General features: G+C 53.5%; 20 protein-coding genes. 18 read left to right on the top strand and 2 right to left on the bottom strand.

Features of this window, described 5'->3' with window-relative positions; genetic code table 11:
• Positions 1–83 precede the first annotated feature (83 nt).
• Positions 84–500, bottom strand: a complete 417-nt coding sequence (locus tag M0R70_13290) for an OsmC family protein (protein ID MCK9420346.1) — start codon at positions 498–500, stop codon at positions 84–86.
• 826 nt (positions 501–1,326) lie between these two features.
• Here M0R70_13290 and dsrA point away from each other — a divergent pair.
• The 18 genes from dsrA (at position 1,327) to M0R70_13200 (ending at position 14,572) form a co-directional block, all read left to right on the top strand.
• Positions 1,327–2,505, top strand: a complete 1,179-nt coding sequence (gene dsrA / locus M0R70_13285; protein MCK9420345.1) for a dissimilatory-type sulfite reductase subunit alpha — start codon at positions 1,327–1,329, stop codon at positions 2,503–2,505.
• 20 nt (positions 2,506–2,525) lie between these two features.
• Positions 2,526–3,599, top strand: coding sequence for a dissimilatory-type sulfite reductase subunit beta (gene dsrB / locus M0R70_13280; GenBank protein MCK9420344.1), 1,074 nt, complete (start codon positions 2,526–2,528; stop codon positions 3,597–3,599).
• A gap of 80 nt (positions 3,600–3,679) precedes the next feature.
• Complete coding sequence (locus M0R70_13275; GenBank protein MCK9420343.1) at positions 3,680–3,916, top strand: hypothetical protein; 237 nt, start codon at positions 3,680–3,682, stop codon at positions 3,914–3,916.
• A gap of 7 nt (positions 3,917–3,923) precedes the next feature.
• Positions 3,924–5,321 carry a cobyrinate a,c-diamide synthase gene (locus tag M0R70_13270; GenBank protein MCK9420342.1) on the top strand — a complete coding sequence of 466 codons (1,398 nt, stop codon included), beginning with the start codon at positions 3,924–3,926 and terminating at the stop codon, positions 5,319–5,321.
• 15 nt (positions 5,322–5,336) lie between these two features.
• Complete coding sequence (locus tag M0R70_13265; GenBank protein MCK9420341.1) at positions 5,337–5,699, top strand: hypothetical protein; 363 nt, start codon at positions 5,337–5,339, stop codon at positions 5,697–5,699.
• A 110-nt stretch (positions 5,700–5,809) separates the two neighbouring features.
• On the top strand, positions 5,810–6,145 hold the full coding sequence (locus M0R70_13260; protein MCK9420340.1) for a TusE/DsrC/DsvC family sulfur relay protein: 336 nt from the start codon (positions 5,810–5,812) through the stop codon (positions 6,143–6,145).
• Positions 6,146–6,319: 174 nt separating this feature from the next.
• Positions 6,320–6,505, top strand: coding sequence for a 4Fe-4S binding protein (locus M0R70_13255; protein MCK9420339.1), 186 nt, complete (start codon positions 6,320–6,322; stop codon positions 6,503–6,505).
• A gap of 90 nt (positions 6,506–6,595) precedes the next feature.
• Positions 6,596–6,895: a hypothetical protein gene (locus M0R70_13250; protein ID MCK9420338.1), complete on the top strand. Its 300-nt coding sequence runs from the start codon at positions 6,596–6,598 to the stop codon at positions 6,893–6,895.
• A 128-nt stretch (positions 6,896–7,023) separates the two neighbouring features.
• Positions 7,024–7,383 carry a DsrE family protein gene (locus tag M0R70_13245; protein ID MCK9420337.1) on the top strand — a complete coding sequence of 120 codons (360 nt, stop codon included), beginning with the start codon at positions 7,024–7,026 and terminating at the stop codon, positions 7,381–7,383.
• On the top strand, positions 7,384–7,800 hold the full coding sequence (locus M0R70_13240; protein MCK9420336.1) for a DsrE family protein: 417 nt from the start codon (positions 7,384–7,386) through the stop codon (positions 7,798–7,800). It begins immediately after the preceding gene.
• A 54-nt stretch (positions 7,801–7,854) separates the two neighbouring features.
• A complete protein-coding gene (locus M0R70_13235) occupies positions 7,855–8,376 on the top strand; it encodes an RsbRD N-terminal domain-containing protein (protein MCK9420335.1) in 522 nt (173 codons plus the stop codon).
• A 125-nt stretch (positions 8,377–8,501) separates the two neighbouring features.
• The gene (gene dsrM, locus M0R70_13230) at positions 8,502–9,494 is read left to right on the top strand and encodes a sulfate reduction electron transfer complex DsrMKJOP subunit DsrM (protein MCK9420334.1); all 993 of its coding nucleotides are present in this window, start codon (positions 8,502–8,504) and stop codon (positions 9,492–9,494) included.
• Positions 9,495–9,496: 2 nt separating this feature from the next.
• Positions 9,497–11,116 carry a (Fe-S)-binding protein gene (locus M0R70_13225; protein ID MCK9420333.1) on the top strand — a complete coding sequence of 540 codons (1,620 nt, stop codon included), beginning with the start codon at positions 9,497–9,499 and terminating at the stop codon, positions 11,114–11,116.
• The gene (gene dsrJ / locus M0R70_13220) at positions 11,116–11,544 is read left to right on the top strand and encodes a sulfate reduction electron transfer complex DsrMKJOP subunit DsrJ (GenBank protein MCK9420332.1); all 429 of its coding nucleotides are present in this window, start codon (positions 11,116–11,118) and stop codon (positions 11,542–11,544) included. Before M0R70_13225 ends, dsrJ begins: the two co-directional genes overlap by 1 nt.
• Entirely contained in the window at positions 11,541–12,365 is an 825-nt protein-coding gene (locus M0R70_13215) for a 4Fe-4S dicluster domain-containing protein (GenBank protein MCK9420331.1), read from the top strand. The genes dsrJ and M0R70_13215 overlap by 4 nt, the downstream gene beginning before the upstream one ends.
• Complete coding sequence (gene nrfD, locus M0R70_13210) at positions 12,358–13,530, top strand: polysulfide reductase NrfD (GenBank protein MCK9420330.1); 1,173 nt, start codon at positions 12,358–12,360, stop codon at positions 13,528–13,530. Before M0R70_13215 ends, nrfD begins: the two co-directional genes overlap by 8 nt.
• Positions 13,531–13,673: 143 nt before the next feature.
• Positions 13,674–13,859, top strand: coding sequence for a 4Fe-4S binding protein (locus M0R70_13205; GenBank protein MCK9420329.1), 186 nt, complete (start codon positions 13,674–13,676; stop codon positions 13,857–13,859).
• Between the two features lie 110 nt (positions 13,860–13,969).
• Complete coding sequence (locus M0R70_13200; protein ID MCK9420328.1) at positions 13,970–14,572, top strand: hypothetical protein; 603 nt, start codon at positions 13,970–13,972, stop codon at positions 14,570–14,572.
• Between the two features lie 356 nt (positions 14,573–14,928).
• Here M0R70_13200 and msrA read toward each other — a convergent pair whose 3' ends face one another.
• Positions 14,929–15,498, bottom strand: coding sequence for a peptide-methionine (S)-S-oxide reductase MsrA (gene msrA / locus M0R70_13195; protein MCK9420327.1), 570 nt, complete (start codon positions 15,496–15,498; stop codon positions 14,929–14,931).
• Positions 15,499–15,588: the final 90 nt, after the last annotated feature.

Genomic DNA, 15,588 nt, shown 5'->3' with positions numbered 1-15,588 from the left:
GTTCGGAGTTCAGGGTTCCCCCGATAGATTCATTCGAGGGCAGGCTGCGTTCGGAGTTTGGTATGCGGAGATGGGAAAAGAAGTTAGTCCACGATCCGGTAACTGTGCGTGATCGTTCCGGCCTTGGCAAGTGTAGCGCCTACCGAACAATACTTTTCCAGCGAGAGATTGACGGCGCGCTCCACGGCCGCTTTTTCCACGCCTTTGCCTTTTACCACATATTCAATGTGGACTTCTTTGTAGATCTTCGGAGCCGTGTCTGACTTTTCTCCTTTGATATTGATCTCGAGACCGGAGACCAGCTGCCGCTTCTTCCGGAGGATGGAGATAACATCCATGCCCGAGCAGCCGCCGAAGCCCACGAGCAGAAGTTCCATGGGTCTGAACCCGGTGTTGTGACCGCCTGATCCATCGTCAGCGTCCATGATCAGAGTATGGCCTGACGATGCTGTTCCCGTAAACTGCATATCGTTCAGTAAGGTTACTTTTGCTTCGACCATATTTTTCTCCTTAATCGAGGGGATGAGCATCCTCATGGTAGCAGAACTCATAAGCACAGTCAACGCATTGCTGATAAATAGAGATGATTAAATTGGTTAAATGACCAAAATGGGAGTTTAGTGTTATTGTCATGTAAAATCAATTTGTTGTAATTTTATCAGTGTTTTTATTTGGTCATTGTACCATATCGTACTACTATGGGGCCTTATGATCATGTCGTCTAAGTTTTGATTATTTAAAAGCTTATTTTTATTTATCGCAAATATGATGGTGGCCGCCATTTTGCATCCCTCTAGCGTGAGTCAGCTTCTTCCTGATTATCCCGGCAAATCACATCATTAGTAGATTATTTAGCAACTAATGCAAACGCATAAAATATTGTTACATGTAGGGCAAGGCTTTAGCCTTGCTTTAAGCAACCCTGAAGGGTTGCCCTACAAATGATATAACAACAATTATTGCGTTTGCTATAGTACATTCGAAGCAGTGCAAATTATGTTCGATTATGGTTCAATTAGTATTATTAATTTGACTAAAAGCGGAACTACTCATACAATCGCATGTCTCATCATCTATACTATACCATGGCACTCGAAATCATGAACGATGAGATTGTCATACCAACCCATCAGATTCGCTCTATTTTTTAATATGTTTTTTTGAAAGGGGGGCATCACACCGAATAAAATAAACCGTATCCCTCAGGTTACAGGGCGTTATAAATTACGTTGAGCGCGTTTTGTTTTAAGGAAGCATGATGCCGGTCCGATGACTTTTACAAAATCTTTAGTTTAACCAGATAATTCTATAAGGAGGATTTCCACTATGAGCAAAGATGGTAAGACACCGATGCTTGACGAACTGGAAAAGGGCGCATGGCCCAGTTTCGTGAAAGAAATCAAGAAGGCTGCCGTGAGGAGTAATGCGGCGAAAGATCTGCTCAACATCCTTGAGCGATCGTATCGGGATAAGGTTACCCACTGGAAGCACGGCGGGATCGTGGGCGTGCTTGGTTACGGCGGCGGCGTTATCGGCCGCTACTGCGACCTGCCCGAAGAATACCCGGGCGTCGCACACTTTCACACCGTCCGTATCAATCAGCCCGCGGGTTTCTACTATACGTCCGCCGCGCTCCGTGAACTGATGGACATATGGGACAAGTATGGAAGCGGCTTGACCAACTTCCACGGTTCCACGGGAGACCTGGTCCTCCTCGGCACCCAGACCGACAAGCTCGAGGCCATCTTTGCTGAAACAACGGCAAAGGGCTGGGACCTCGGCGGGTCCGGTTCCTGCCTCCGCACCCCGAGCTGCTGTGCGGGTATGTCACGCTGCGAATTTGCGAACATCGACACGATGGAAATCTGCGATGTGCTCACCCATAAGTTCCAGGACGAGCTTCATCGTCCCGCGTTCCCCTACAAGTTCAAGATCAAGGTGGCCGGGTGCGCCAACGACTGCGTCGCTGCGATCGCCCGCGCCGACATGTCCATCATCGGCACCTGGAGAGACTCCATCCGGATCGATCAGGCCGAGGTGAAGAATTGTTCTTCCAAAATGAACATTCAGACCGAGGTCGTTGACATGTGCCCGACCAAGTGCATGAACTTCGAAGGCGACACGCTCAAGATCAACGGCAAGGATTGCAACCGCTGCATGCACTGCATCAACCTGATGCCGAAGGCGCTGCGTCCTGGCAAGGAAAAAGGCGCCACGATCATGCTGGGCGGCAAGGCCCCGATCGTGACCGGCGCTCTCATGAGCTGGGTCATCGTTCCCTTCATGAAGCTCGAAAAACCCTATGATAACCTGGAAGACCTCATCCGCAAGCTGTGGGAGTGGTGGGATGAGCACGGCAAGAACCGCGAGCGTATCGGCGAGCTCGTCGACCGCATGGGCATGAGGTCCATGCTCGAATCAACCGGTCTGCCGCCCGTGGCGCAGATGGTGAAAGCCCCCAGGTCGAACCCGTACGTATTCTGGTCCGCGGAAGACGTGAAATAACTTAAGGAGGATAACTTAGAATGGCTGACAAACCGAAAAGAATAACCGATATTGGAGCTCCTCACTACAGCAAATTTATGTCTCCCGTGATGACGAAGAACTACGGGAAATGGAAGTACCATGAACAGATCAATAAGGGTGCGATGAAGCACGTCTCCGAGACCGGCGACGAACTCTATACCGTGCGTATGGCATCCCCCCGTCTGGTGAGCAGTGATTTTATTCGCGAAGTATGCGACCTTGCAGAGAAGTTCTGCGGAGGATATCTGCGCTTCACCACACGGAATAACATCGAGTTCTTCCCCGATAAAGCCCAGCTGGAGCCTCTCCAGGCCGAGCTCAAGAAACGCGGCCATCTGGTCGGCGGCATCGGCTATGGCATCAGCAACGTGGTGCATACCCAGGGCTGGATCCACTGCCACACCCCGGCAACGGACGCTTCCGGCGTCGTGAAGGCGGTCATGGACGAGCTGCATGAATATTTCACCACCAAGACCCTGCCGGCCCGCGTGCGCATTGCGCTCGCCTGCTGCCTCAATATGTGCGGCGCGGTGCACTGCTCCGACATCGCCATCCTCGGTATTCACCGCAAGCCGCCGAAGGTGAACGAGAAGACGATCGCGAACCAGTGCGAGATCCCCACAACCATCGCTTCGTGCCCGACCGGCGCCATCGCCCCGAACCCGGCCGCGAAGTCCGTTAAGATCAAGGAAGAGCGCTGCATGTACTGCGGCAACTGTTACACAATGTGTCCTTCGCTCCCGCTCGCGGATGCACAAGGCGACGGTATCTCCATCTATGTGGGCGGCAAAGTCTCGAGCGCACGCGGTGTGCCTCGCATGTCCAAGCTGGCCATCCCGTTCCTTCCGAACAATCCGCCACGCTGGCCCGAGGTCGTGCAGGCTGTAAAGCACATCGTGGAAATCTATGCCAAGGACGCGCACAAGCATGAGCGCGTGGGCGAATGGATCGAGCGCATCGGCTGGGAGCGGTTCTTCAAGATGACCGGGATTCCGTTCACCTATCAGCACATTGATGACTTCACTTTTGCACGCGAGACGTTCAGAATGACCCCGACCTTCAAGTGGGAATAGCCGTATACTGTCATGCCGGCCCCGGTGAAAGACCGGGGCCGGTTTTTCTATGACCTGAACAACCTATGGAGGGGATGAATATGGATGCTGAAGAACTGCAGAAAAAAGTATATGCCCTGGTGGAGAAGAGCCAGGGAAAAAAGAAACTGAAGCCCAAGGACATCAGCAATGCCATGGAGGTTGAAGGCGCGACCCAGGCCGAGACAAAGGCCGCGCTTCGTGTGCTCATTGACGGCGGCAAGCTGGTGTATTCGTATTTCGGCGGCACTGCTGTCGAGATCCCGCACACGGAAGGTTCGGCCAATCCTCAGTCGTAACGCGCGAATGTGGAATGTCCCGAGGCTGATCGTTTCAGCAACACGCGGGGGTCTGGGCAAGACCACCATCGCGATCGGCATAACCGCTGCGTGGCGCAGGCAGGGCAGGCAGGTGGCGGTTTTTAAAAAAGGCCCTGATTTTATTGACGCGGGATGGCTTGGCAGGGCGGCAGGCAGGCCGTGCTATAACCTCGACCTCTTCATGATGGAGGGGGAGAGCATCCTTCGCTCTTTTCAGCAACATACCGACGGCGTTGATGCGGCATTGATCGAAGGCAACCGGGGCCTCTTTGACGGCATTGACGAATCCGGGCGCTACAGCACGGCACGATTGGCAAAACTGCTCAACACGCCTGTTCTCCTTATCGTGGATTGCACCAAGGCCTCAAGCACCATCGGGGCCGTTGTCCTGGGATGCCGGACGTATGATCCCGGGGTGGATATCCGGGGGATCATTCTGAACAATGTATCGCCCGGCAGGCACGAGACGGTGATCAGGAAAGCCATAGAACAGAGCAGCGGCATTCCGGTCGTTGGCGCAATGCCCCGGCAGAAGAACGGTGAATTTCCCGAACGGCACATGGGGCTTACCCCGTTCCATGAGCATCCTGAAGTCGAGCAGGCGATCAGCGCATCAGCAACCGCGGCGACAAAATATCTTGATCTCTCGATGGTATGGGAGATCGGCCGTAATGCGCCGGAACTGGATGTCCCGGAAGCCGTTGCTTCTCCGGACCGGTTCTCGGGTGAAAACAAACACGCAGTGATCGGAGTTATCAGAGATACCGCGTTTCAGTTCTACTATCCGGATAATTTAGAGGCGCTCGAACAACAGGGAGCATCCCTCAGGGAGATCAACGCACTTCATGATAGGGAACTTCCTGATATTGACGCCCTGTATATAGGCGGCGGCTTCCCCGAGACACAGGCCGCGGAATTGGCAGCGAATGAAAGTTTCTGCAGATCGGTCAAGGCCGCGGCAGAAGGCGGGCTTCCCATCTATGCCGAGTGCGGTGGTTTCATTTATCTCGGCAGGAGTTTGACGGTCGGTGAAAAGAGCTATCCCATGACGTCGGTCCTGCCGATCGACTTTATTCTTGAAAAAAGGCCGCAGGCGCATGGATATACTGTTATGGAAACCGGGACCGAGAGCCCGTTCCTTGACAGCGGTGTTATAATAAAGGGCCATGAATTTCACTATTCCCGTCCCCAGGCCGGTGAAGTACTGCAACCGATGGCGTATCATATGAGCCGCGGTCACGGGATCGACGGCAAAGGCGACGGGATCGTATATAAAAATGTGCTTGCCGCGTACACTCATCTCCATGCGCTCGGTACGCCGGAGTGGTCCGCGGCCCTGGTCAAGAAGGCCCGCGAATACCGAAAAAGCAGGCAGGCAGCGTAGGAGGCGGGTTTTCATTTGAGGACAGAAGCAAGGGAAGGTGTTGAACCGGTCTGTCCGTTTTGCCGCACTAGGATCGCACGGCCGGCTGATATCAAGATAAACTCGATGGAGCGGGTTCTGGGCGGTAAATGCACTCTGTGCGGCGCTCTGTATCTCGTTGATCCCACGAGCAGGAACGTGGGGGAAGTGATGTTGCAGGCCCTCGGCCTCGCCGCACAGGAGCTTTCCAAAGAGGTCTCCGATATGATCGCCGGGGAAGACTACGATGACATGATCCTCAGTTATGATTGGAGGACACACCGGTCATCCGGAGAACCGAGGAGCTTCATGGACCGGCATGGCCGCCTGTATTTTCTTAAAGTAAAAAAGAAACAATAACGGTTTGTTGGGATAGAGGCGCAACTGCCGGTGATCGAGCCAGCAAATAATAAAGAGAAGGACGCTGATGCAGCGCCCAAAAAATTTAATGAACGAAAGGGGATACAAAAATGGCAACAGTTGACGTAAAAGGAAAGACGATCGAAGTGGATGAAGATGGATTTTTAGCGAACCTGGATGACTGGAATATGGATGTGGCGAATTACTTCGCGCAGGTCGAGGGCATCGAAATGAGCGACCAGCACTGGGAAGTCGTGAATTTCCTCCGCGAATACTACAAGCAGTATCAGATTGCGCCGATGATCAAGATCCTGGTCAAGGAGATCGGCAAGAAGCTCGGGGCCGATAAAGGCAATACCAAGTATCTCTATGAACTGTATCCGGGCGGCCCGGCAAAGCAGGCATGCAAGATCGCCGGTCTGCCGAAGCCGACGGGCTGCGTGTAGGCTGTCGGGGTTTTTTGTTTCAGGCGCTGTGTGGGCACCCATGACGTTTGCCTTTCGTTCGCTCAGTGAAAGGCCATGACCATCTATGACGCACCGGGTATTTCCACCGCGTGAAGGTCATGGTATGCCGAACCAGTGCAGTATGATACCAGTTAGAAGGAGGTACACATAACCATGTATATGGTAACAATCGACACTAACAAGTGCGACGGCGACGGCACCTGCGTGAATGTATGTCCGCAATCCGTGTTCAAGCTTGATAGCGGAAAAGCAGATCCGGCAAACATGTCCGAGTGCATAAACTGCCTGACCTGCGTGGAGAACTGCCCGCAGCAGGCAATTACGGTTGCCGAGATCTAATGCGGTAACAGACACAGTCAACCGAAGGGGATAATTGAACAACTTATCCCCTGTTTTTTTATTTTCACGATGGCTCAGGGAGGTGATACGATGAAGTTAGCAGTATTCCTAAGCGACTGGAGAAGGACCGAAGACAGCTTTGAACGCTTGCAAGCCGACAAGATGGGGGTGGTCCTCGTAGGCAACGGCATTTATCATGCCGTTGTTAAGGAGAATGGCAAAGATTCGCCCGTGCTTTCCAAGGCAGGAGCAAGTTACTACGTTTTGGCGGATGATCTTGAGATCAGAGGGTATACCGCGGCGAATGTAAACTCCAAGGTGAAGGTCATCAGCTACGGTGATATTGTCGATCTCATTATGAACGACTATGAGAAGACGGCCTGGCTGTAGTAAATACCGAAGGACGAAGGACGAGGGACGAGAGACGCGGTAAGTAAAGTCTTATGCGTCCGTCGTCTTAACGAACGAAGTGAGTGGTCGTCCATCGTCCATCGTATATTTGAAAAAAGGAGGATAAAATGGGAGAATTAACATTGGGAGTGTTCCCTTCGCTGGTCGGCTCGATGTCGCTTGACTTTTCGTTCAAGCTTGCCGAGGCCGCGATCGCAAAGGGCCACAAGGTCAATATGTGGCTGTCCGGCAACGCGGTAATGATGGCTAAGAAGGGGCAAAAAGCATTCAAGGACTACTCGTACAATGATAAGCGGATGAAAGAGCTTATCGCCAAAGGCATGGAAGTCACCGCATGCGAGGCCTGTGCCGAGGCCCGGGGCTACCACAAGGAAGACACCCCGGAGGGCGTGAAACGCGCCAGCATGGACTGGTACCTGGCAAAGACCGTCAAGACCGACAAGCTGCTTCATATCGGAGGTGAGTAAATGGGCGCCGTAAAATTAATGTTCGTTGTTCAGAGACCGCCCTACAAGAGCGAGAACCCCCGCCTGGCGCTCACCCATGCGATCTCAAGCCAGACCGCTGAGATCTACATGGATGACGGCGATTCAGTCGTCCCGACCGTTGTCTTCGTCGGCGATGGCGTGCTGAATGCGGTTAAAAACCAGCCGGCCATGAAGATCTACGGTGTGACCAGCACCGAAAGCCACATCAAGAGTTCCCTTCAGGTAGATGTGCCGATCTGGGTCTGCAAGGAGGACATGGAGCGCCTCGGCCTGAAAGAGGACCAGATGATCGCCGATGCCGATGATATCGGCGGCGCGGATATCAAAACCAAGTTCGTTTCTTTCGCGGATATTCAGAAAGAGATGGAAGCGGCGAAGCACCTGCTCTTCTTCTAAACGTTTGAGACCATGCAGCGATCGCTGCATGGTCCTGTTTTTGCCGGATTGATTATGGATATGGACCTCAAACAACAGCTGATGGAAAAGAAGCCCGCGATCCTGAAAAAGTGGTTCGATGCGGTTGCGGACACCTATCCGGAGAATACCTCAGGTTTTTTGAAGAAGCAGAAGGCCCAGTTCACGAACCCGGTCGGCTACACGCTCGCGGAGGGATTGGACGGCCTGTTCGATGCGCTGCTGAAGGGGATGATCCCTGATACCGTTAAGACCCTTCTTGACGGAATTGTCAGGATCCGGGCGATCCAGGAGTTTACGCCCTCCGAGGCCGTTGCGTTCATCTTCCAGCTCAAGAATATCGTGCGACAGGAGCTCGGCAACGAGATACTGCATCTTCCCGGGATGACCGATCAATTGGCGGCCTTTGATTCCACCATCGATGATCTGGCCCTTTTCGCCTTTGACATTTACATGAAGTGCCGGGAAAAGATATTCGAGCTGAAGGCGAAGGAAGCTACCAACATGACCTTCAGGCTTTTGCAGCAGGCGCGTATCATCGTTGACGGTCAGGATTGACGAACTTCTGAAAACCTAAATAAAAATATTTACCACAGAGATCACAGAGGAATATAAAATAATTCAGGATTTTCTCGGTGTTCTCTGTGGTGAAAAGTTTTAACTAAACGAAGAGAGGTAACGACATGAAAGTCATAGTTTCTTTCATCGCAGTACTGCTCCTTGTACTGATTGCCTACACGGGAGTGACGGTGTTGAACGCGCAGTATGTCTTCGGGATCGTGATCCCCTATCTGGCGGTACTCCTCTTTATCGGCGGCATGATCTACCGTATCCTGAAGTGGGGAAGTTCACCCGTGCCGTTCCGCATTCCCACGACCTGCGGACAGCAGAAATCGCTTCCCTGGATCAAGCAGAGCAAACTTGAAAACCCCTCGGGCATGCTGGGCGTTCTCGGGAGAATGGCGCTCGAAGTGTTCTTCTTCCGGTCCCTTTTCAGGAACGTGAAAACACAGTTGAACGAAGGCGCACAGCTCACCTACGGTGAGGCAAAATGGCTCTGGCTCGCCGGCATGGCGTTCCACTATTCATTCCTCCTCATTCTAATCAGACATCTGCGGTTCTTTATGACGCCGGTGCCTGAAGTGATCCAGACGATCGCGGCACTGGACAGCTTCCTCCAGATAGGGACACCGCTTTTGTACCTGACCGACGGAGTGCTCATGGCAGCGGCTACCTATCTTTTCATCAGGAGGGCGGCCCTTCCGCAAGTTCGGTATATCTCGCTGATCGCAGACTACTTCCCGCTCTTTCTGATCCTCGCCATTGCCACATCCGGCGTGCTCATGCGGTACTTCATTAAAACAGATGTCGTGAGCGTGAAGATGCTCACCATGGGTCTGGTCAGTTTCAGTCCAACGGTCCCCGGCGGCATAGGTTCCGTGTTCTACATCCATCTGTTCCTCCTCTGCGTCCTGTTCGCCTATTTCCCGTTCAGCAAGCTGGTACACATGGCCGGCGTTTTCATGAGTCCCACCCGCAACCTGGCGAACAACAACCGCGCGAAGAGGCACATCAATCCCTGGAACTATCCGGTCCATGTCCACACCTATGCGGAGTATGAGGACGACTTCAGGGAAAAAATGAAAAAAGCCGGCTTGCCGGTAGAAAAGGAGTAATCATGGCAAAACTTCCGACGCCAGAAGAACTGTCGAAGATAGATTACGCGCCGCCGAAGACGGGGTGGATGGACACGCCCGTCGTGTTAAAAGAAGGGATGTTCTGTCACGGATCGAAGCCGAAAAGCCTCCAGACCCTCAGCTTTCCGAACCCGCGGGACTGGAGACCCATGGACGAGGACTGGAAGCTTCCCGAGAACTGGAAGCAGATCATCCTCGAGGGGATCGCGGACCGGCTTGAAAAATACCGGTCGTTCCGGCTCTTCATGGACATCTGCGTGCGCTGCGGCGCCTGCGCGGACAAATGCCATTTCTTCATCGGCACCGGCGACCCCAAGAACATGCCGGTGCTCAGGGCCGAGCTCATTCGCTCGGTTTATAGAAAAGAATTCACCCTGGCAGGAAAGATCTTCGGCAAGATGGCCGGCGCGCGCGAGCTTACCGTCGATGTGCTGAAGGAGTGGTGGTACTACTTCTTTCAGTGCACCGAGTGCCGCCGCTGTTCGGTCTTCTGCCCCTACGGCATCGACCAGGCTGAGATCACCATCATCGGGCGCGAACTGCTGAACCTGCTCGGCCTGAACATTGAATGGGTCGCCGGTCCGGCCGCGAACTGCTACATGAAGGGCAACCACCTTGGTCTCGAGCCCCATACGATCGTGAGCAACCTCGAGTACATGCTCGACGACATCGAGACCATCACGGGCAAGAAGATCAAACCCTCGTTCAACCGAAAAGGCGCGGAAATCCTGTTTGTAACGCCTTCGGGCGATCTCTTTGCCGATCCGGGCACGTACACGGCCATGGGCTACCTCATGCTGTTCGAAGAACTGGGGCTCGACTACACCTGGAGCACCTATGCCTCGGAAGGCGGGAACTTCGGGTACTTCACCTCGAACGAACTGGCAAAGCGGCTCAACTCCAAGATCTATGCCGAAGCGAAGCGGCTTGGCGTGAAGTACGTCATCGGCGGGGAATGCGGCCATATGTGGCGCGTCCTGAACCAGTATATGGACACCTGGAACGGACCCGCGGATTTCCTCGAGGTCCCGAAGTCGCCGATCACCGGCACGGTATTCGAGAACGCGCGATCAACGAAGATGATCCACATCGCGGAATTTACCGCCGACCTGATCAAGAACAACAAGCTCAAGCTCGACCCGAAGAGGAACGACAATCTCAAGGTGACGTGGCACGACTCCTGTAACACGGCGCGCGGCATGGGCATTCTTGAGGAACCCCGGTATGTTCTCAGGAACGTGGTCAACAACTTCGTCGAAATGCCGGAGGACACGATCCGTGAGAAGACCTTCTGCTGCGGAAGCGGATCCGGCCTGAACGCCTCGGAGGACATGGACCTTCGCATGAAGGGCGGCTTCCCCCGCGCGAATGCCGTCAAGTTCGTCCATGAGCACTACGGGGTGAACATGCTGGCAAACATCTGTGCCATCGACCGCGCAACGCTTCCCCCGCTCATGGATTACTGGGTGCCCGGCGTGGGTGTCTGCGGTCTCCATGAGCTCGTGGCAAATGCCATGATCATGAAGGGCGAGAAGGAGAGAACGACCAACCTGCGCGGTGAACCTCTTCCGGGAGTCGAAGCGAAGGAGGACCAAGCCTAATGAAACTCTATGACGGCGGCAAAATAATCATCGGGATCCTGGTGTTCGCGGCATTCGCGGCATTCCCGTTCTACAACAATATCGGGAAGGTGAATGCCAAGCCCGACCCGAAGGTGGATACTCCCGCGATCCAGGAATGGGAGAAACAGTACGGCAAGAAGGAGTGTGTGGAGTCCAAAGAGTTCATGCGGGCCGAACACATGCAGCTCTTGAACAACTGGCGGGACACCGTAGTGCGGGAAGACAACCGGGGTTATATCAGCAATGCAAACCACAAACGGTTCAACATAAGCCTGCAGAACGGCTGTATGAACTGTCACTCCAACAAGAAGAAGTTTTGCGACGAATGCCACACCTACATGTCGGTGACCCCGTATTGCTGGGATTGCCATATTCAGCCGAAGGAGAAGGAGGAGAACAAATCATGAGCATGGACAGGAGAAAATTCCTTAAAATAGCCGGTATCTCCTCCGTTCTGGGTCTCGGCGCGTCCGTCGTCTCAGCCAAAGGGCCATCGCTGCTGACAGGTATGGATCCATCGCAGGTGGACAAGAACAAGGAAGCGTTGCTTGCGAAGCGCTGGGCCATGGTCGTGGACATGAGCAAGTTCAAGACCGAGGAAGATTTCAAAAAGGTCATCGATGCCTGCCACCTGACGCACAACGTTCCCGATTTCCGGAACGCAGACGGCAGCGTCGACAAGAAGTTCGAGGTCAAGTGGATCTGGACAGCGCCCTACGAACGCACATTCCCGGGTCAGGACAACAAGTACATGAGCGAGCACATGAAGGAAATGCCGTTCCTCGTCGCATGCAACCATTGTGATAATCCGCCCTGTGTCCGGGTCTGTCCCACCAAGGCAACATTCAAACTTCCGAACGGGATCACGATGCAGGACGAGCACCGCTGCATCGGATGCCGCTTCTGCATGGCCGCGTGCCCCTACGGGTCACGGAGCTTCAACTGGCGCGACCCCCGGCCTGCCATCAAATCCGAGAACAAGGAATACCCGACGCGGTCAAAAGGCGTGGTGGAAAAATGCACCTTCTGTACCGAGAGGCTTGCGGTGGGGAAACTGCCGGCGTGTGTCGAAGCCGCGCCCAAAGGCGGCCTGCTCTTCGGCGATCTGGAAGACCCCAATTCCGAGGTCCGGAAGATCGTGACGAACCAGTACACGATCAGGCGCAAATCCGACCTGGGTACCGGCCCGGGCATTTATTACATCGTAGGAGGGAGCGACCATGCTTGAGAAGGCATTAGTGGGAAGTAAAAAATACTGGGCATGGATCATGTTTCTCGGTGTCCTGGCTGCGATAGGGGTGTTCACCTATCTCAAGCAGTACTCATACGGATTGGGACTCACCGGCATGCATCGGGACGTGACCTGGGGCCTGTATATCGGCCAGTTCACATTCCTGGTCGGCGTCGCGGCCTCGGCCGTGATGCTCGTTATTCCGTATTATCTGCACGATTATAAGACGTTCGGGAAAATCGTGATCCTCGGTGAGTTTCTTGCCATTTCGGCAGTGGTCATGTGCATGCTGTTCATCCTGTCGGACATGGGGCAGCCCATGAGGGTCATGAACATATTCCTGCACCCCACACCAAGCGCCATGGTGTTCTGGGACACGGTCGTGCTGAACGGTTACCTGTTCCTGAATCTCCTCGTCGGCTGGGTGACCCTCGGATCCGACCGGAAGGGCATTGCCCCGCCCAAGTGGATAAAACCGTTCATCTATCTCTCGATCCCCTGGGCGATCAGCATCCACACGGTCACGGCATTCCTTTATGCCGGTATCCCGGGACGCCATTTCTGGCTCAGTGCCATCCTGGCCGCGCGGTTCCTGGCCTCGGCTTTTGCCGGCGGTCCGGCGCTCCTGATCATCCTTGCGTTGATCGTGCGGAAGATCAGCAAGTTCGACGCAGGCAAGGAGGCCATCCAGGCAGTGGGCAAGATCGTTGCCTATGCCATGTTCGCGAACGTCTTTTTCCTGGGACTGGAGTTCTTCACTGCTTTCTACAGCGGCATCCCGGGCCATGCACAATCCTTCCTGTATCTGTATACCGGGCTTGAAGGCCACAGCGAACTTGTGCCGCTCATGTGGACCTCAACGATCTTTGCGGCGATCTCGCTGGTCATGCTCTGGGTCCCGGCGATACGGAAGAACGAGGGAACTTTGGCGCTTGCGTGTATCATGCTCTTCGCCTCCTTATGGATCGACAAAGGCTTCGGCTTGATCATCGGCGGTTTCGTGCCGAACCCCTTTGAAGAAGTGCATCCCTACTGGCCCACCATGCCGGAGACCATGATCACTATCGGCATCTGGGCGATCGGGTTCCTGGTACTGACCCTGCTCTACAAGATCGCGATCACGGTCAGGGAAGAAACAGCGGGGATCGAGCTGGAGCATTAAGAAAAACCGACCGTTGCCTATCAGGGGTCCACGCCGCACGGGTGGGCCCTTTTTTATTTCTCACTTGATTTTAAACATCGGAGTGGGTAATATACCGCTTCGCTGGATGGATTCATATTTTATCGAAGGAGGAAGCCAGACTCATGTATATGGTAACAGTGGACAAGGCAAAGTGCGACGGCGACGGCGTCTGCGTGAACGTATGCCCCCAGGGGGTGTTCAAGCTCGTAGACGAAAAGTCCGAGCCGGAGAACATGTCCGAGTGCATCAACTGCCTGACCTGCGTCGAGAACTGCCCGCAGCAGGCAATTACCGTCACGGAGATATAAAAAGATCGGCAACGTCACCTGTAAAAGGGGACCCGTTAGTACCGGTCCCCTTATTTTTTTTTTGCGTCCGGCGGGGAGAACACGCCCGGGATGCCTTTTTTGGAGGGGACATGAGAAGAATCTCATTTATCTTAAGTTTTCTGCTTTGTATGACCACGGTTTTGATTGCTGAGGCTGCGGATAAGCAGAAAGACACGGGGATATATGGCTTTGAATCAATTTTATTGGGGACGCCATTTGATAAAGCCGATGCATATATTCAAACTCAATTCGCCTTATATGATGTAATAACAAAGACCGATAGCATCAAAAAAGCGCGCACCATCCTGATAGAGGGCTACGATCCAAAGAGAAAGTCTTCATTCATGGCTGATGTCATATTATTGTTCGATAGAAATGATTTATTTTTCAAGTGTGAGATGGAAGGTCCTAACAGAATATCGGATCCGAAGCTTCTTGCAGCCGATGTGTCCTATTTCCTGGATATGTTAAAAAACAAATATGGGAAAACATATCAGCAGGAGACGATCGGGGGGCAGGGCTTCTATCGGTGGTCTCTCGGCACGGCTCAAGTCAGCCTGACAGCTATACAGGGCAAGGATTTTCAGTTTGCCAAAGTATCCATTTGCGATGTGTTTTTATCAACGAAACAGAACGATTGTGAAAAAGCAGAAGAGGAAAAGACGAAAGGAGCCCCCCCTGGCAAGATCTGAAAGGGAAATATCGTAGCGAATATAGGTTCTGCTCTTGAAGAGTGAATGGTATAGGTCAAGTCGCAACAGGCTGTTGAAAAACGTTCCATTTACCCTTCGACGGGCTCAGGGTGAACGGAATGGGCATTGAATTTGTTGTTCTTTATCCGTTCGTGGTGAGCTTGTCGAACCACGCTAATGACTTTTTCAACACCCTGGTAAGACCCGCCAAGCCCCTTTCAGCAGCAGGAGTAATAGCCGATGCACTCTAGCGCGGCTATTTTATTGTGATCTCCGGACGAAAACTCGGGGGACATCCCGTGTCCCAGAAGCCCATTCCAATGGCATCCAATCAAACCCGGCTCTCATTCTCCCTTTCAATGTCCTGCCGCATCGCCCCACAGCTCCTTGAGCCGCTTGTCCCGACCGCACGAGGTGCGATAGAATTTGTAACGGATCGGGTTCTTCTTGTAATAGTGCTGGTGGTACTCCTCGGCAGGGGTGAACTCCGTGGCTTGCGCGATCTCGGTTACGACAGGTTCTTTGAAGGTCTTGCTCTTCTCCAGAAGGGCCTTCGACTGCAGTGCCAGCCGGTGCTGTTCTTCAGTATGATAAAAGATGGCGCTGCGATACTGATGACCGGTATCACAGAACTGCCGGTCCTTGACGATCGGATCAATGTTGTGCCAAAAGACGTTCAGAAGCTTTTCGTAGGTCACTTGCGCAGGGTCATAGACGATCTGAACAGACTCCGCGTGCCCCGTCCCTCCGGCCGAGACCTCTTCATAGGTGGGCGACTTTTTATGTCCCCCGGTGTAGCCCGGGGTGACCGAGACCACGCCGGGTATTTCGTCGAAAGGGTGCTCCATACACCAGAAGCAGCCGCCCGCGAAGGTTGCCTTCTCAAGGCTCGTTGCAGCCATGACCGCGGCGCTCGCGATAAGCATGACTGACAGTCCCATTATCGATTGAATAAGCATTTTCATGGCACCTCCTCCCACGATAATCAGTGTATGACTCTCTTGCCGTGTTGTCAA

Source organism: Nitrospirota bacterium (assembly GCA_023229435.1).
GTDB lineage: Bacteria > Nitrospirota > UBA9217 > UBA9217 > UBA9217 > JALNZF01.
The sequence above is the reverse complement of the archived record's forward strand: the minus strand, read 5'-3'. Positions and strand labels throughout refer to the sequence as shown.